This is a genomic window from Parcubacteria group bacterium, from assembly GCA_016204045.1.
Taxonomy (GTDB): Bacteria; Patescibacteriota; Minisyncoccia; order Phycocordibacterales; family UBA2135; genus JACQLQ01.
The window spans coordinates 132,397-147,544 of the sequence record JACQLQ010000001.1; the positions used below are offsets into that span (position 1 = coordinate 132,397).

General features: G+C 48.7%; 16 protein-coding genes. 14 read left to right on the top strand and 2 right to left on the bottom strand.

Annotated elements, in window-relative coordinates; translation table 11 throughout:
- Positions 1-13 precede the first annotated feature (13 nt).
- The 12 genes from HY455_00775 (at position 14) to pgk (ending at position 12,355) form a co-directional block, all read left to right on the top strand.
- Positions 14-1,141, top strand: coding sequence for a hypothetical protein (locus HY455_00775; GenBank protein MBI4118059.1), 1,128 nt, complete (start codon positions 14-16; stop codon positions 1,139-1,141).
- Positions 1,142-1,209: 68 nt separating this feature from the next.
- Positions 1,210-2,043, top strand: coding sequence for a hypothetical protein (locus tag HY455_00780; GenBank protein MBI4118060.1), 834 nt, complete (start codon positions 1,210-1,212; stop codon positions 2,041-2,043).
- 198 nt (positions 2,044-2,241) lie between these two features.
- Positions 2,242-2,958, top strand: a complete 717-nt coding sequence (locus tag HY455_00785) for a hypothetical protein (GenBank protein ID MBI4118061.1) — start codon at positions 2,242-2,244, stop codon at positions 2,956-2,958.
- 137 nt (positions 2,959-3,095) lie between these two features.
- Positions 3,096-4,484, top strand: coding sequence for a hypothetical protein (locus HY455_00790; GenBank protein ID MBI4118062.1), 1,389 nt, complete (start codon positions 3,096-3,098; stop codon positions 4,482-4,484).
- A 74-nt stretch (positions 4,485-4,558) separates the two neighbouring features.
- Positions 4,559-6,307, top strand: coding sequence for a type II/IV secretion system protein (locus tag HY455_00795; protein ID MBI4118063.1), 1,749 nt, complete (start codon positions 4,559-4,561; stop codon positions 6,305-6,307).
- Between the two features lie 4 nt (positions 6,308-6,311).
- Positions 6,312-7,526 (top strand): type II secretion system F family protein, encoded by a 1,215-nt coding sequence (locus HY455_00800; GenBank protein MBI4118064.1) that lies wholly within the window; start codon positions 6,312-6,314, stop codon positions 7,524-7,526.
- Between the two features lie 5 nt (positions 7,527-7,531).
- Complete coding sequence (locus HY455_00805; GenBank protein MBI4118065.1) at positions 7,532-7,984, top strand: type II secretion system protein; 453 nt, start codon at positions 7,532-7,534, stop codon at positions 7,982-7,984.
- 30 nt (positions 7,985-8,014) lie between these two features.
- Entirely contained in the window at positions 8,015-8,545 is a 531-nt protein-coding gene (locus HY455_00810; GenBank protein MBI4118066.1) for a hypothetical protein, read from the top strand.
- Between the two features lie 31 nt (positions 8,546-8,576).
- The gene (locus HY455_00815) at positions 8,577-9,107 is read left to right on the top strand and encodes a hypothetical protein (GenBank protein MBI4118067.1); all 531 of its coding nucleotides are present in this window, start codon (positions 8,577-8,579) and stop codon (positions 9,105-9,107) included.
- A 9-nt stretch (positions 9,108-9,116) separates the two neighbouring features.
- Positions 9,117-10,415: a hypothetical protein gene (locus tag HY455_00820; GenBank protein ID MBI4118068.1), complete on the top strand. Its 1,299-nt coding sequence runs from the start codon at positions 9,117-9,119 to the stop codon at positions 10,413-10,415.
- 15 nt (positions 10,416-10,430) lie between these two features.
- The gene (locus HY455_00825; GenBank protein MBI4118069.1) at positions 10,431-11,213 is read left to right on the top strand and encodes a triosephosphate isomerase; all 783 of its coding nucleotides are present in this window, start codon (positions 10,431-10,433) and stop codon (positions 11,211-11,213) included.
- A gap of 8 nt (positions 11,214-11,221) precedes the next feature.
- Positions 11,222-12,355 (top strand): phosphoglycerate kinase, encoded by a 1,134-nt coding sequence (gene pgk, locus HY455_00830; protein ID MBI4118070.1) that lies wholly within the window; start codon positions 11,222-11,224, stop codon positions 12,353-12,355.
- A gap of 595 nt (positions 12,356-12,950) precedes the next feature.
- Here the strand turns inward: pgk and HY455_00835 are convergent.
- Together HY455_00835 and deoC are read right to left on the bottom strand one after the other, a co-directional pair.
- Positions 12,951-13,319 (bottom strand): HIT domain-containing protein, encoded by a 369-nt coding sequence (locus HY455_00835; GenBank protein MBI4118071.1) that lies wholly within the window; start codon positions 13,317-13,319, stop codon positions 12,951-12,953.
- 132 nt (positions 13,320-13,451) lie between these two features.
- Positions 13,452-14,177: a deoxyribose-phosphate aldolase gene (deoC, locus tag HY455_00840; protein MBI4118072.1), complete on the bottom strand. Its 726-nt coding sequence runs from the start codon at positions 14,175-14,177 to the stop codon at positions 13,452-13,454.
- A gap of 230 nt (positions 14,178-14,407) precedes the next feature.
- Here deoC and secE point away from each other — a divergent pair, with 230 nt between their 5' ends.
- Positions 14,408-14,590: a preprotein translocase subunit SecE gene (secE, locus tag HY455_00845; protein ID MBI4118073.1), complete on the top strand. Its 183-nt coding sequence runs from the start codon at positions 14,408-14,410 to the stop codon at positions 14,588-14,590.
- Between the two features lie 10 nt (positions 14,591-14,600).
- On the top strand, positions 14,601-15,146 hold the full coding sequence (gene nusG, locus HY455_00850; GenBank protein MBI4118074.1) for a transcription termination/antitermination factor NusG: 546 nt from the start codon (positions 14,601-14,603) through the stop codon (positions 15,144-15,146).
- Positions 15,147-15,148: the final 2 nt, after the last annotated feature.

Below are 15,148 nucleotides of genomic sequence, written 5' to 3' on the forward strand. Positions count from 1 at the left end.
CTGCCTCTATCATATGCCCAAGACAATCTCATTCTTTATCCTTGCCCTCTTAGTAATCAGCGCAGTCGCCTTTTTGGGGGGTGCTGATACTACAAACGCTCAATCGGGCAGTATCCCGCTTAATGGGTGGGCGTGGAGCTCCAATGTCGGGTGGGTTAGTTTTAATTGCGCCACGACAGGCACATGTTCAGGTGTGAACTATGGAGTGACCGTGGATTCAAATAACGGTCAGTTTTCAGGATATGCGTGGAGTCCTACCATTGGGTGGATTAGTTTTCGCGGGAGCGATACAACAGGCTGTCCAGCGTCTTCTTGTCAGGCAACACTCACAAACGGCGTAGTTTCTGGTTGGGCAAAAGCGCTTGCGGGGTCTGTTTCAAACGATGACTGGGATGGATGGATCAGGCTTGCCGGGTCAAATTACGGAGTAACATTAAGCGGTAGCAACTTTAGTGGATATGCATGGGGTGACGATGTTGTGGGTTGGATGAAATGGAACCCAGTCACCTACGGGGGTGTTACTTTGGCAGCAAATCCACCCACAGTGACTATGAGCGGCGATCCTCTTTCGGTGCCCGCCGGTGATACTGCGACATTGACGTGGAGTTCCACAAACGCAAATGCGTGTACGGGTACCGTGGGTACGGCTGATTGGCTTGGCGCTAAAGCGCTCTCAGGGTCTGAAGTCGTTGGCCCCGTTGATCAGACAACCACGTATACGATTGAGTGTACAGGGCTTGCAGGAAGTGATTCAAAAAGCGTCGTTATCAATGTACTTCCACCGGATTTTGCACTCACCCACACCAATGACCCAGTCCTTAATTTTGTGGGTGCCGGTAGTGATACCTCCAACCCGACGAGAATTAGGGTGACGGCACTCTATGGGTTTAGCGGTGACGTAGCACTCTCCGCATCGCCGAGTTCACTTGATGGTGAAAGTGCTACCTACACATTTGGTGATGCCACACTTTCCTCAAGTGAATACAATGCCGGTTCGTCCTTGACCATCACCCTCAATAACCCAATTTCAGAAGGAATATACACCATTACTGTTCGAGGAGAGGCGGCTGGGGGGCTTGTCCGAACAGTGAGTATCCCCGTGGAGGTCAATGTGTTTACGCCGGGCTTTGAAGAAATCTGAGTTTTCTACGTAACGTTAAAGTTTTTAAAAATTAATTTCTAATCGCTAACAGCTAATAGTTCAATACTATGTCCCACACCATCATCCACTTCGCTAAAGGATTCCTACTCGCCCTCATTTTGGTCGTCGGTATCTCCTACGTCCATGCCGCATGGTCAGAGCCGACAGCGACACCCCCCAACAACAACACCGCTCCTCCCATTAACGAAGGTGCTGTGGACCAAGTGAAGGACGCGGGTCTCTCGGTAGACGCACTCACCGTCTTCGGTGACTCCTATATCACAGGAAAGGTTGGTGTCGGTGTTGTGCCCTCTGGCTCAACACAGAAGATCGAAGCTGCTGGGTATGTGAAGGGGACAGGCCTTTGTATTGGTAGCGATTGTCGAACCTCATGGCCATCAAGCGGCATTGGCTCTGAAACAGATCCAACCGTAACCTCAAGCGTGAAGGATGGTGTCTCATGGAGCGAAATCCAGAGCATGCCCGGTGGTTTCTCTGATAACGTCGACAACACAGGTGTGACTTCAGAGTCCGATCCGACCGTCACCGCATCAGTGAAAGACGGCGTCAGTTGGGGTGAGATCTCAGGACGCCCTTCTGGACTTGATGACGGTGACCAGATTGGTCTCACGTCTGAATCTGACCCCACCGTTCCGGGGAACATCAAGGATGGTATAAGTTGGTCAGAGATTAGCAGTCGTCCCTCGGGCCTTGATGATGGTGATCAAGTCGGGCTTACGAGAGTTTCGCCAAGTGATGTGGACTTTCGGATCGCAAAATGTACTGATACCAAAAACAACTGCACTCCCTCTTGTCCCGGGGGATATACTAAAGTCTCCAATGATATGGGGATCTCTGGGTACACACAATGGTCTCGCATTGCAATTTGCATGAGGAACTAAAATCCTGGTTCAAAGGATTGCAGATTTAATAAATAGGAAAGTACGAAAAACACACTGGAAACAGCGTGTTTTTCGTCTTTTGAAAGAAATACCTTGATTTTCCATAGAAAGTATGCTATAATTGACTTAGAAACTGCGGCGTGGTGTTGCGTGCTGGTGCATGCAAACTAGAACCGCAATGAATGAAGGAGCACGTTGATGAGAATCGTTCTATCGCTTTTCGCTGCGGCGCTTCTCGCCGCATGCGCAGGAAGTATCGATATCCCCCCGCCGCGAGGAAATATCGTTCCCATGACCTTCGAGCGTAACGAGCTCGACGGCAAGCTCCACAAAGTCGGCGAGGAAGAGTCCATCCAAGCAGGCGTTGTGGTGCCGCTTTTCGAGTTCGACAATCTCCCCGGTGAGTGGGGCGAGTCCTGCATGGTAGGCGCGAGACGGGTGGCCAAGCAGACGGACTGGTACAACATAGGTGAGATCTGTGCCCCCGACTTCCACGGTGTCTACCGTCTCGGGGGCGGCAAAAACAAGGATGTTTGGATTACCGTGCGTCCGCTTGTCGCTACGGGGCAGGTCCCTGCTGCAACAGTCAAAAGCTTCGCGCTCGACTTTGTCAGCAAAGCATTTGCCGACCTCAACGGCCGCCAAGGCCCAGTCACAGTGTTGGTCGCGCCTTCGGTGCAGGAGCTTCCAATTGCTGGCCACATCGCTTACTGTGCTACGGTTGACGCGGTGTGGGAGGCAACATCGCGCGACGGCCAATTCGTTCGTCGCTTCTATGACTGGTGTCACGTTTTTGTCGGTAAAAACGCGATCCTCGCCTTCACGTTTGAGTATCGCGCGACCGACGGGGATGTCCCGCTCGACTTCAAGGCGTACATTGAAGCGACGATTCGCGATCTCCGCTTTTTCGACTGAAAGCTAACACGTTACAACAAAAGATGAATGACTGTGTCCGCCGGCCCAACTCGGGATCGGCGGACTTTTTTATCCAATTATCCACACACCACGTTCTCCCCATTCCTTATTTCCTGTAGTATGGAGGTATGCATTACATGGGGCATGTTGCTGTTTGGGGTTTTGTGCTCACTCTTTTTTTCTTTGCACCCACCTCTCCAGAAGAGCGTTTAGAGGTTTTCTCTTTTGAAAATCAAAGTAGTTTTAACGTTTTTGCCGCTCTTGGGGATGTGGATGAGCAATTAGATGAGTTAGGAGCGCCGCCTGACCCGGAGGGACCACCACTTTTAGATGAGCCAGTCATCATAGTCACTAACGAAGACGGTGGATGCCAAGGTTTCTTTGATTGTTTAGGAGATTTTCTTGATGATATAGGTGATGCAATATCTGGCCTTTTTGGCGGCGGAGGCGATACTGGTGGAGGTGGTGATGAAGGAAGGGGGTTTGGCGAGGGAGGAGGTACGGGAGCTGCTCCAACGAGCCCCCAGGGTGTTGCATGGAATGCGCCACAAGTGGGGCGAGGCACAGATGGGTGTCCTTTGGAGGATTGCCACCTTGTTTCGCGGTCATTCGTCACAGAAACTGGTGATCGCGCGGTTGTGTACTCTGGCTATAATACTAAGGGCGATCTTGTTTATATTACACCCGTTGAGCCCCCCGAAGCGGGGGAGGCCCCAGGAGGTGACGAACCCTCGTGTATATTCTTTGGTCTCATATGCCCAGATACCGGTACTGAAACTACTACCACGACTACTACCACCACAGATGATGACGATGATGATACTAACACCACCACAAATGGCAACGGGACTAACAACACCGTAGACACCGATGGTGATGGAATTAACGACGCTATAGACACCGACGACGATGGTGATGGAATTAACGATACTGTAGACACTGACGACGATGGTGACGGGATTGACGACGCCGTGGACACCAATGGTAGGGCCACAAGCGGAACACCCGGAGGAGGCACTAGTGGCAGTAGCGGTGGATGCAACCCTCTAACACAGGACTGTGACGGTGGTAATACCACGAACGTGAGTGGATGCGACCCAGCAACAGCAGATTGTGATGGCGGAATTGCTGGTGGGACATCGTGTGTCTCAAACTACAATGGGAACTGCACAGGGACACCAAATGCATGTGGAATGTCTTATTCTGGACGAATCACCTGCACGGGTTCTTGCAACGCGCCAATGCGTCCCAATACCGACTGCCCAAGGCCGACTATCTCATTAAGTGCATCTCCGGATTTTGTCGAGCGAGGGAATGCGTGCACACTTACGTGGAGTGCGCAAAACGCAACCGAATGTGTAATCACTGGTTTTGGTGTCAATCACACAGGCGGACCCTCTGGTTCCACCCTGACCCCAGGCCTTGATCGTCAAGAAACGTATACCGCCCGTTGTTTCAATGGCCCCGATGTCTCTGGAACTGCCCAAACCACCTGCCGGCTCAATCCTGAATTTGAAGAGATCTAAATCCAACTAAAACAGAAAGGCGCCTTCTCCACAGCTTGAAAGGGAGAAAGGCGCTTTTTTGCTATACTTAAAGCATGCTAGTGAGCCAAGACAAACTCAAGGAGTTTCTTGTTGATTCGGATCTTGTAAGCCGCAATGATGTGGAACGCGCCGCGAAAGAGGCAGAGGAAAAGCACACTCCTCTTGCAGAAATACTTGTACGCGGAGGAGTTCTTTCGGAAGACGAAATCCGGCGTGCGCAGGCGTATGTCATCGGTATCCCCTTCATATCTCTACAAGGGGAAAAGATTCCTTTTGAGATACTTTCGCTCATCCCGGAACCGATTGCGCGAAGCCACAACGTCATTGCGCTCAAGAAGAATGACAATGCTCTTGAGGTGGCGATGCTCGATACCGACGACCTCGGAGCAATTGACTTTGTGAAGAAAAAGGTTGGCTTGAAGATACTTCCTCGCCTCACTGACAAAGAATCGATTAAATCAGCCCTCCTACAATACCAGAAGAGCCTGAAGGCCGAGTTTGGCGATATCATTAAAAAAGAGGCGGGCACTCTGGAAGAGATGGGGACATCCCCAGATGTTTCTGATGCCGGGGAGTTGAAGAAACTTGCCGAAGATATCCCTATTGTCCGTATTGTAGACACCCTGACATACCACGCAATTCTCCAAGATGCCTCCGATATTCATATTGAGCCCCAAGAAAAACTCGTACTCATTCGGTACCGCATTGATGGGATTCTGCACGATGCGATGGAGTTGCCGAAAAATGCTGCGTCCGGGATTATAGCCCGTATCAAAGTTCTCGCGGACCTAAAACTCGATGAGAAGCGTTTGCCACAGGACGGGAGATTTAGGATTGAGAAAGAGGGACAAAGAGTTTCGTTTCGTGTTTCGATACTTCCGACCTTTTACGGTGAGAAAGCCGTTATGCGGCTACTCAAGGAAGATATTAAGGGATTTACCCTCGAAGAACTGGGTTTTCATGGCGAGGGTCTCGAGCGTATTCACAAAGCGTTGCGCAAGACCACAGGTATGATTTTGGCAACGGGACCGACGGGGTCGGGCAAGACGACAACACTCTACACAGCTCTCGAAATTTTGAATACCCCGAAAGTCAACATCTCCACTATTGAGGACCCTATTGAATACCAACTACCACGCATCAACCAGACCCAGGTCAGACCGGAAATAGGGTTTATGTTTGCAAACGGACTGCGCTCGCTTGTCCGCCAAGACCCAGACATTATTATGGTCGGTGAGATCCGGGATAGAGAAACGGCGGGGCTCGCTATTAACGCCTCACTAACGGGGCACCTCGTATTATCGACACTGCACACTAATTCTGCCGCAGGGGCTATTCCCCGGCTCCTCGACATGCAGGTCGAGTCCTTCCTCCTCACCTCAACCGTCGATGTCATCATAGCGCAACGTCTTGTGCGTCAACTCTGCCCTGACAAAGAGAAATATTTTCTCACAAAAGAAGAAATCAAGAATCTTGCAGAAAAAGCGGATCTAGACAAAGTCCTGTCAGTGCTCAAAGAAGAGCATGTTGTTCCAGCTGAAGCAGAGTGGGAGACAGTACCTTTTTATCGCCCCAAAGAAACAGCAGATTGTAAAGAGGGGTATCGGAGTCGCAAGGGCATACACGAGGTGTTGAAAGTGACCCCGTCTATTAAAGAGCTCATTATGCGAGGAGCGAGTACAGATGAGATTGAAGCACAGGCACGAAAAGAGGGAATGCTCACCATGATCGAAGACGGGCTTTTTAAAGCGGCTGGGGGGATCACTACCATAGAAGAGGTGTTGCGCGTTATTTCTGAGTAGTACTATGCGTTTTACATACAAGGCACAAACCAGAGAGGGCGAAATCACGCAGGGCGAAGCTGAAGCCGCTGATCGTTTTGCATTGGCTCGCTCACTACATGAGGGCGGGAAAACGGTAATCACCGTGGAGCCACTTCACGATGATGAGGAAAACCTTTTTACGCGCATAGAGAGCTTCTTGGGAAGCATTCATCTTCGCGACAAGATACTCTTTGCGCGCAATCTCTCGTCGATGATTGAGGCGGGGCTACCACTTTCGCGTGCACTTAGTATCTTAAAGCGTCAAACACGGAACGAAACACTGAGGAATGTTACAAGTTCTCTTGAAGGAGATATCGCGAAGGGCTCCTCTTTCCATGGAGCTCTCCGCGCATTTCCTGATGTTTTTTCACCACTCTTCGTCGCTATGGTGAAGGCGGGCGAGGAGAGTGGTAAGTTGTCGCCCTCGCTTGCAATCGTCGGTGAGCACCTTGAGCGTGTCTATATCTTACAAAGACGTATTCGCGGCGCGCTTGTGTATCCGGCTATCATTGTTATCGCGATGGTTATTGTCGGTGTTTTGATGCTTACGTATGTAGTGCCCTCGCTAGCAGCGACATTCAAAGATTTGAACGTTGATCTGCCCGCGAGTACGCAATTCATCATCATAGTGAGTGATTTTTTTTCAGAAATGCCCCTCCTTTCATTCACACTTCTCTTTATTGTAGGGCTCGCAATATTCTTTGCGCTCCGATCACGTGTGGGGCGTGCAAAATTGGCCGAATTCTCCATGAGAATCCCAGTTATTGGGGAAATCATTAAAAACATAAACTCTGCCCGTACTGCCAGGACACTCTCTTCGCTACTTGCTTCCGGGGTCAATATGGTTGAGGCCATCACGATTACAGAAGAGGTGCTCCAAAATCGAGAATATAAAGAGGTAATGCGCGAAGCAAAAGAGCGCATCCAAAAAGGCGAGACGCTTTCAAAAGTATTCATTGAACACGAAGATGTGTACCCGGTCCTCATTGCGGAGATGACTGCCGTCGGGGAGGAGACAGGCGCTCTTTCAGGGATGCTCCTTAAGGCCGCGACGTTTTATGAAGACGAAGTTGAGCAGGCGACAAAAAATCTTTCGACAATCATTGAGCCAGTTTTGATGGTCGTCATCGGAGTCGCTGTCGGCTTCTTTGCTTTTTCCATGATAACTCCTCTCTATTCAGTCTTAGGCGGTATCTAAATACCATGAGAGGAATTACCTTACTCGAAATACTTGTTGCTCTAAGCATCTTCGGGCTGCTCGGCACATTTGGTGTCACGACGCTATCAGGATTTAAGAAAGCAATTGATCTCAGTGGAGCAGCAGATACAACAATTGCGATGCTTGAAGATGCGCGATCTCGCACCCGGTTTTCGAACGATCGTTCGCAATACGGTATTCACTTTGCGACAAACAGAGTGACACTCTTTCGCGGCGTGTCGTATGTGGAGGGGGCTCCAGAGAATGAGAGTACAACCCTACCGCAAACGGTTGAGATTTCTACCGTAACACTAACCGGAGGGGGTTCAGACGTTCTATTTGAAGTATTAACCGGAGAGGCAAATAAGACAGGTACCGTTATCATACGACTCAAAAGTGACGTTTCAAAAACACGCATCGTCGAGATACAACAATCCGGAGTTGCTGGAATACAATGAATTACTGGCGCATAGGAGCCACAACCGAACATGTTCGTTCAACATTTACTAAAAACCATACGCTATAGACCAAAGACTAAACAAGGGTTTGGTCTGTTGGAGATTGTCATTTCATCGGCCATCATCTCAGCTTCGCTCATCGCGCTCGTTACAGCAACCCAACTTTCGTACAGGGCAGTGGAAGAGGTTTTGCAAAGGACGCAAGCGGAGTTCCTCGCAGAAGAAGGCTTTGAAGCGGTGCGGGTATTGCGCGGGGCAGGATGGTCCCTTGTTATTACCCCGCTTATTAACGGAACGGTTTATTATCCAACGTTTGCTACCTCAACATCGGCCTGGTCACTCTCACTCTCTAATCCGGGCTTAATAAACAATCTTTTTACTCGCACTGTTGTTTTTGCGGCCGTGTGTCGGAAAAACGCTGATGATGACATTGTCGCTTGCAACGCTCCCGACCCACACTATACAGACACTGGCACACGAGAGGTGTTGTCCCGTGTGACATGGGGGGTGAATGAGGAGGTTGAATTCCAGGGCTACATTACAGATTTGTTTGATAACTAGTCTTCTAGGTATTGTTTTGGCGTGCATATCTATGCAAAAAAAAAGGCACAATCAAAGACACGAAGGAGTTTCCCTTATTGAGGCGGTAGTTTACGTCGCTATTTTTGCAATGGTGTTTGCAATCGTCGTAAACACCGCGGTGGTGCTTGCTGACTTGCACGGCAAAACGAGGGCAAAAAAAGAGATCTTAACCGAGACGCGTCTTGGGGTTGAGCGCATGTTGCAAGAAATTCGTTTTGCCCAAAGCATTGATGTCGCTGGGAGTTCGTTCGGAGTTAACCCGGGGACATTGAAGCTAAACACAACAGTTGCTTCTGACGATGATACGCCGATTACCCGGGCATTCTTTGTCCAAAACGGCGCCCTTATAATGAGGGAGGGGGTCTCAAATGATATTGCACTTACATCTGGTATTACGTTTTCTCGTCTTGTTTTTTACAATATTACGCAGGCGTCTACTTCGGAAGCCGTCCGCCTTGAGGTTACGGGAGAAAGAGGGATCGGGGTGCGTAGGGCCGAGCGTAAGTTTGAAAGCACAGCGGTACTTCGAAGGAGTTATTAATGACAAAACATGCTCGCGTATACGCAATCCAAAGATTTACATAGGGGGCAAGCGGCACTTATCGGTGTGTTCCTTTTTGTCGGCGTTACGTTCTCAATCGCTTTTGGAGCCTCAACCATTGCTCTTAAAGAGACCGAATTAGTTCGCGACAATGCTCTCGCTAAGCAGGGATATTATGTGTCAGAGTCTGCGCAAGAAGATGTCGTGTATCGCCTACGCACAGGCATGGATGTCAGTAGTCAGGAAGTGCTCAACGTCGGTGACTTCTATGCCACAAGCACAGTGGTTGATGATGATGGTACCAAGACGACGACAACAAGTGCCTATGTTGGGGAAAACTTACGAAAGACAGAAACAATAGTTTCTATAGCTGATGGGGTCACGTTTAATTACGGTGTTCATATTGGGCTTGGAGGGCTCCTTCTCGAGAACTCCTCGTCTATAGCCGGAAATGCACTCTCGAATGGCCCGGTGACAGGTAGTGGCAACCTCATCAAAGGGGATGTGATTTCAACTGGTGCAGTCGGATTAGTTGATGATATCCACGCAACATCAACAGTCTATGCAAACACGATTCGCGACTCGTACATTGAAAAGGATGCATATTATCAAACTAAACAAAACACCACGGTGCTCGGCACAAGCTACCCAGGAAGCCCCAACCAATCAGCGGTTCCTCTCCCCATCTCGGATGTGCTTATCACAGAATGGGAGGCGGCCGCGGCTGCGGGTGGTACCCTCACGTGTAACGAGGGTGACGAGCATGAAATTAAAACAGATACCACACTCGGTCCTGCCAAAATCCCCTGTGATCTAGAAATTACGGGATCTCCAACAGTCACCTTGAACGGCCCCATTTGGGTAACTGGTAACATTGAAATAGCCAACTCATCCCGCCTTATCACCAACGTGTCCCTTGGGACCGATGACGTCGTCGTAATTGCAGACAATCCTTCTAACCAATTATCTTCAAGCAAGATTGACATCAAAAACTCTGCTTCTTTCGAAAGTGGCACAACCGGCTCCTACATCCTCCTTCTTTCACAAAACAAAAGCACTGAACAAGGGGGTGGCGAGACAGCGATTGAATTTCAAAATACCGCTACCGGATTGAACTCGTTGCTCCTCTATGCTGGTCATGGCGCCATTCTCATTCACAACTCGGCGAAACTTCGAGAAGTCTCCGCATACAAATTGCATTTAAAGAATACCTCTCAGGTAGAATACGAATCAGGCGTCGCGAACTCTATCTTTGAAAGCGGCCCTGGCGGCTCGTATGATATTATTGATTGGAAAGAAATAGAGTAAGTACTATCTGGTTGCATGGCCCAAAACAAGGTAATTGTTGCTAACTGGAAAATGAATCCCGCTTCAGTAGGAGAAGCGGTGAAGCTTTTTGCTGCAATACAGAGGACAGCAAAGGATTTAAGAAGGACACAGGCAATCGTATGCTCGCCATCCATATTTTTACAGGCGCTTTCTAAACGTCTTAAAACAGCGAAATGTGTGCTTGGTGCACAAAATGTTTTTTGGGAACCCGATGGTGCCTTCACTGGAGAGACCTCACTCCCACAACTCGAGCGATTCGATGTCGGATTTGTTATTGTCGGGCATTCGGAGCGTCGATCCCTCGGAGAGACCGATGATGTGGTGGCAAAAAAGGTTAGGGCATGCCTCGTGCGTAACTTCACTCCAATCCTATGCATTGGTGAACGCGTGCGAGACGTAGACGGAGACTATCTTTCTTTTGTTAGAGGAGAATTGGTGAAATCTCTCGAAGGCATTTCGGCAGAAAGACTTTCGAGAATAGTGATTGCGTATGAACCCGTTTGGGCTGTTGGCCCAGAGGCAAAGGCAGCCGATACACCCCATGCATTTTTTGAGATGTCAGTCTTTATCCGCAAGACACTCGTCGATATGTTTGGAAGGAAACACAAGACAATGATTATGGGGATCCCCATTCTCTACGGGGGTTCTGTTGATGAAGATAATGCAGAAGGGTTTCTGAAGGAAGGAAACGCAGCGGGACTCTTGGTGGGCAGGGCTAGTTTAGATGCAAAGCAATTCTCTCTAATTTTGAAAATAGCGGAACGTATACGTTCTTAAATCAAACCATGAACATACCACCCCTTAAAGACATCTCAGATCTAAAAGGAAAGCGAGTACTCTTGCGTGCTGATTTCAACTTGCCGATTGTTGGAGGTGAGGTAAGAGACGATTTCCGTCTTAAGAAAGCTCTTCCGACGATAGCGTTCCTCCAAGAAAAGGGGGCAGAGATTATCATTCTTTCGCACCACTCTGATGCGGCACAAACACTCCATCCTGTTGCGAGACGTTTAAACGAAGAGTTTCCAACATACTTCGTAGAAGACATTTATAATGAAAACGAATTTGCAAAAGCGCGTGATATTGGAAAAAGAGGGACGAAGCACATTATTTTTTGTGAGAACCTTCGAAAGTGGCCTGGCGAAAAGGGGAATGATCCTGCTTTTGCGGGCCACCTCGCATCACTAGGTGATGTATATGTTAATGACGCATTTTCGGCATCGCACAGGAAACACGCCTCCGTGGTACTCCTCCCAACACTCCTGCCGTCGTATGCGGGAATGCTTTTTGAGGCGGAAGTGGAGGCGCTTTCTCGTGCATTTACACCGGAGCATCCCTTTCTTTTTATTCTTGGGGGTGCCAAAACTTCAACAAAACTTCCTGTAGCCGTGAAGCTTCTTTCCACCGCAGACTCCGTTTTTATCGGTGGCGCTTTAGCCAATACTTTTTTTAAAAAAATGGGATATGAAATCGGACGCTCCGTCTATGAAGATATGGACAAAGAAGTAGCTCTTCTCCTCGAGAGCAAAAAACTTACGTTGCCCGTGGATGTTCTTGTTGACAATGAAGATGGCATTTTTGCCAAAAAACCAGATGAAGTTCTGCTAGGAGACAAAATATTGGATGCGGGCCCTGAAGCGGTTAAATTTCTTGAAGAAGAAATACGCAAAGCCGCATTTGTACTTTGGAATGGTCCACTGGGAGCGTATGAAGAAAAAGGGTTCGCGCATACTACAGAAGTATTGATTCAAGCAATCACAAAGAGCAAGGCATACTCCGTTGTTGGCGGCGGTGACACAATCGCAGTTATTTCTAGCATGGGCTTGGAAGACAAGTTTGGTTTTCTCTCAACCGCCGGGGGCGCAATGCTCGTCTTTTTGTCAGAGGGGACATTGCCAGGTATAGAAGCGTTAAAAAAGTAACAAAGGACGGCGTGTAATCGCATTGACACACAGGCCCCTCAAGCGCATACTCCATCCAGACGGATAGGGGTTGCAAACATGAGAAGCGCTGGTTTTTTCGCTGTCTCCGTGATCAGATCCTTTCTGGTAGTGACCGCCTGTTTTCTGTTGCTATCTTTTTGGAGGGTTGTTTTCCCTGAAACGATTATCTCTCCGGAAAGCGGATTTCGCATTACCAGAGCTGATACGCCCTACATCTTGTGGACTGAAGTTGAGTATCGTTTTGACGGAGTGAATGGACGGGGCACAGTTTCAAGACATGGCCTCGGTCCTAGCTTTTACGTAACGTACGATTACATGTGCGCGTGCGTAACCTATTTTTATGACTACCGGAGCGAGCGTACAGTGAGTTATCATCCGTCGAGCCGCACTTATCGGCTTGACGATGGAATTTCTGACAGAGAAGTGCCGTTCGATGTTGTGAGAGATGATCTCGATCGTGCGATATTGTTCTACGCAAGATACTCGACCAAATATTGGCCCAAAGAATACACGGTTTAGTACAAACACAAAACTCGGTCCGATTATGGTCGGACCGAGTTTTTATAAGAGTGTTTTACAAAGCAAGATTCTGTCGTATTTTCTCTGCATTGCCGGCAAAATCTTTTTTGTCCCCCGTCGCTTCATATGCCATCGGGAAGAGCCATACATGTGCGTGTGGCACCTCTTCTCCCATCACTTTCATCCACACCGTGTCTGTCCCAAATGTTCCCTGAATTGCACGGGCAATTTTTTTAACAAGAAGAAAATATTCTGCAAAGTTCTCTACGTCCCACACATAGCGCACATGTTTTTTTGGAATCACTTGCACGTGCCCAGGCGCTTGCGGGTTGATGTCCATAAACGACACAAAGTCGTCGTTTTCGTACACAACTTCTGCGGGGATTTCTTTGTTTGCGATTTTGCAGAAAATACAATTTTCCATGTACTAAGTATCTCGCAGAAGACCACTCCCATGCAAGCGTCAGGGGTGGCTTGTCTCTGGAACCACGCCATATGAACCCTGCACCTAATCAAAAACCACTCGCGCGAGGCGAGTGGTGTGTTATGAGTGCCGTTAACCAACCCTTGACGTTTGACGATCTTCGCGCCAAATAATCTTCATGCTCGCCGTGGAGCCGATACGATTTGCTCCCGCCTCTATCATTTTGAGAGCATCACCATACGTTTTAATGCCACCTGATGCTTTGATACCCATATCTGGTCCAACAATTTTTCGTATGAGGCGGACATCTTCCAGCGTGGCGCCCGCAGTAGAAAATCCAGTTGATGTTTTCACAAAATCAGCCCCAGCCCTTTGAGCGATCTCACACGCAAGCTTTTTTTCGATCGCATTTAGGAGACAGGTTTCAATAATTGCCTTGAGGACCACCTTGTCTGGAGGAGCATTGCCACGATAGGTTTCTCGATACGTCTCGTCAATCCTTCTCCGCACTTCTCGAATTTCGTCTTCAACAGTGTCCACATCACCGTTTTTCAAGGCGCCGATATTTATGACCATATCGATTTCTTGCGCCCCATCTCGAACAGCAACGGCTGCCTCCAACGCCTTCGCATACTTCCCGTTCATTCCAAGGGGAAAGCCGATCACCGCGCATACTTTTGTGCTGTCTCCGTTCAGAAGATCTGCGCAGACCCGCACCCAATAGGGGTGTACGCAGACAGCAGCAAATCCCAAGCCAAAACCAAGTCCGCGGCTTTCCATGCAAAGACCTCTGATTTGCTGCTCCTTTGCATCGGGTCTAAGGAGTGTGTGATCAATGTAGCGCGCAATGTTCGACATTTCGTGTCGCACCCGTGCCGTATCTACTGAGAACGTATCAGGATTATTGTGGGAACACAATAGCCGCAAAGCTCTCACCTCTAGATGCCTGTAGAAGGCAACCAAATGATTACGCAGTGCCCCCACAGTTGACTTTCTTGCTATATAGGAGTAGTATAGAAAGTAAGAAAAAGATTGCCCCCAGGGGCAGTTTTTTAGAGGTTTAGTGGTATAATCTAGAGAAGCTTTTTATGGCAAAAATACTCAATTATCTCAAGGAAACCAAGATGGAAATGCGACACGTATCCTGGCCAACCAGGAAACAGGTTACGTATTTTACGATTCTCATTATTGTGATTTCACTTTTAACAGCGATTTTTCTCGGCTCCTTTGATGTAGCGTTAACACTACTTATAGAGAAGTTTATTCTCTAGCGGCTAACTTATGAGTAGACAGCAACCAACACAAGAGAGAAGCTGGTACGCAATTCATACCTATTCCGGGTACGAAGATGCTGTCGCCAGGAACTTAAAACAGCGTATCGAATCCCTCGGCATGGAGGACAAGATTTTTAATGTGGTCGTCCCCAAGGAAAAGAAAATTAAGATCAAGGGCGGTAAGCGCGTCGAAGAAGAAGAGAAGATTTACCCAGGATATGTCCTCGTCGACATGACGGTTACTGACGATTCGTGGTACGTTGTTCGTAACACGCCGCGCGTGACCGGGTTCGTTGGCACGGGTGTGTATCCGGTACCGCTTCGCAAGGATGAAGTTGACTTCTTCTTCAAGCAAATGCAAACTGATGTAACGAAGCACGCCATTGATTTGGGAGTAGGCGAGCCCGTGGTCATCATCGACGGACCATTTAAAGAACAGGAGGGGAAGGTAAGCGAAGTAGACGAAGAGCGCGGCAAGGTAAAGGTCCTCGTCCCCATTTTCGGACGTGAGACACCCGTTGAACTCGACTTCCTCCAAGTAAAGAAAATCTAGCA

Excerpts from the sequence above, each read along its gene's own strand:
- HY455_00775 (MBI4118059.1), top strand. The coding sequence starts at position 14 with ATGCCCAAGACAATCTCATTCTTTATCCTTGCCCTCTTAGTAATCAGC.
- HY455_00780 (MBI4118060.1), top strand. The coding sequence starts at position 1,210 with ATGTCCCACACCATCATCCACTTCGCTAAAGGATTCCTACTCGCCCTC.
- HY455_00785 (MBI4118061.1), top strand. The coding sequence starts at position 2,242 with ATGAGAATCGTTCTATCGCTTTTCGCTGCGGCGCTTCTCGCCGCATGC.
- HY455_00790 (MBI4118062.1), top strand. The coding sequence starts at position 3,096 with ATGGGGCATGTTGCTGTTTGGGGTTTTGTGCTCACTCTTTTTTTCTTT.
- HY455_00795 (MBI4118063.1), top strand. The coding sequence starts at position 4,559 with ATGCTAGTGAGCCAAGACAAACTCAAGGAGTTTCTTGTTGATTCGGAT.
- HY455_00800 (MBI4118064.1), top strand. The coding sequence starts at position 6,312 with ATGCGTTTTACATACAAGGCACAAACCAGAGAGGGCGAAATCACGCAG.
- HY455_00805 (MBI4118065.1), top strand. The coding sequence starts at position 7,532 with ATGAGAGGAATTACCTTACTCGAAATACTTGTTGCTCTAAGCATCTTC.
- HY455_00810 (MBI4118066.1), top strand. The coding sequence starts at position 8,015 with ATGTTCGTTCAACATTTACTAAAAACCATACGCTATAGACCAAAGACT.
- HY455_00815 (MBI4118067.1), top strand. The coding sequence starts at position 8,577 with ATGCAAAAAAAAAGGCACAATCAAAGACACGAAGGAGTTTCCCTTATT.
- HY455_00820 (MBI4118068.1), top strand. The coding sequence starts at position 9,117 with ATGCTCGCGTATACGCAATCCAAAGATTTACATAGGGGGCAAGCGGCA.
- HY455_00825 (MBI4118069.1), top strand. The coding sequence starts at position 10,431 with ATGGCCCAAAACAAGGTAATTGTTGCTAACTGGAAAATGAATCCCGCT.
- pgk (MBI4118070.1), top strand. The coding sequence starts at position 11,222 with ATGAACATACCACCCCTTAAAGACATCTCAGATCTAAAAGGAAAGCGA.
- HY455_00835 (MBI4118071.1), bottom strand. The coding sequence starts at position 13,319 with ATGGAAAATTGTATTTTCTGCAAAATCGCAAACAAAGAAATCCCCGCA.
- deoC (MBI4118072.1), bottom strand. The coding sequence starts at position 14,177 with ATGTCGAACATTGCGCGCTACATTGATCACACACTCCTTAGACCCGAT.
- secE (MBI4118073.1), top strand. The coding sequence starts at position 14,408 with ATGGCAAAAATACTCAATTATCTCAAGGAAACCAAGATGGAAATGCGA.
- nusG (MBI4118074.1), top strand. The coding sequence starts at position 14,601 with ATGAGTAGACAGCAACCAACACAAGAGAGAAGCTGGTACGCAATTCAT.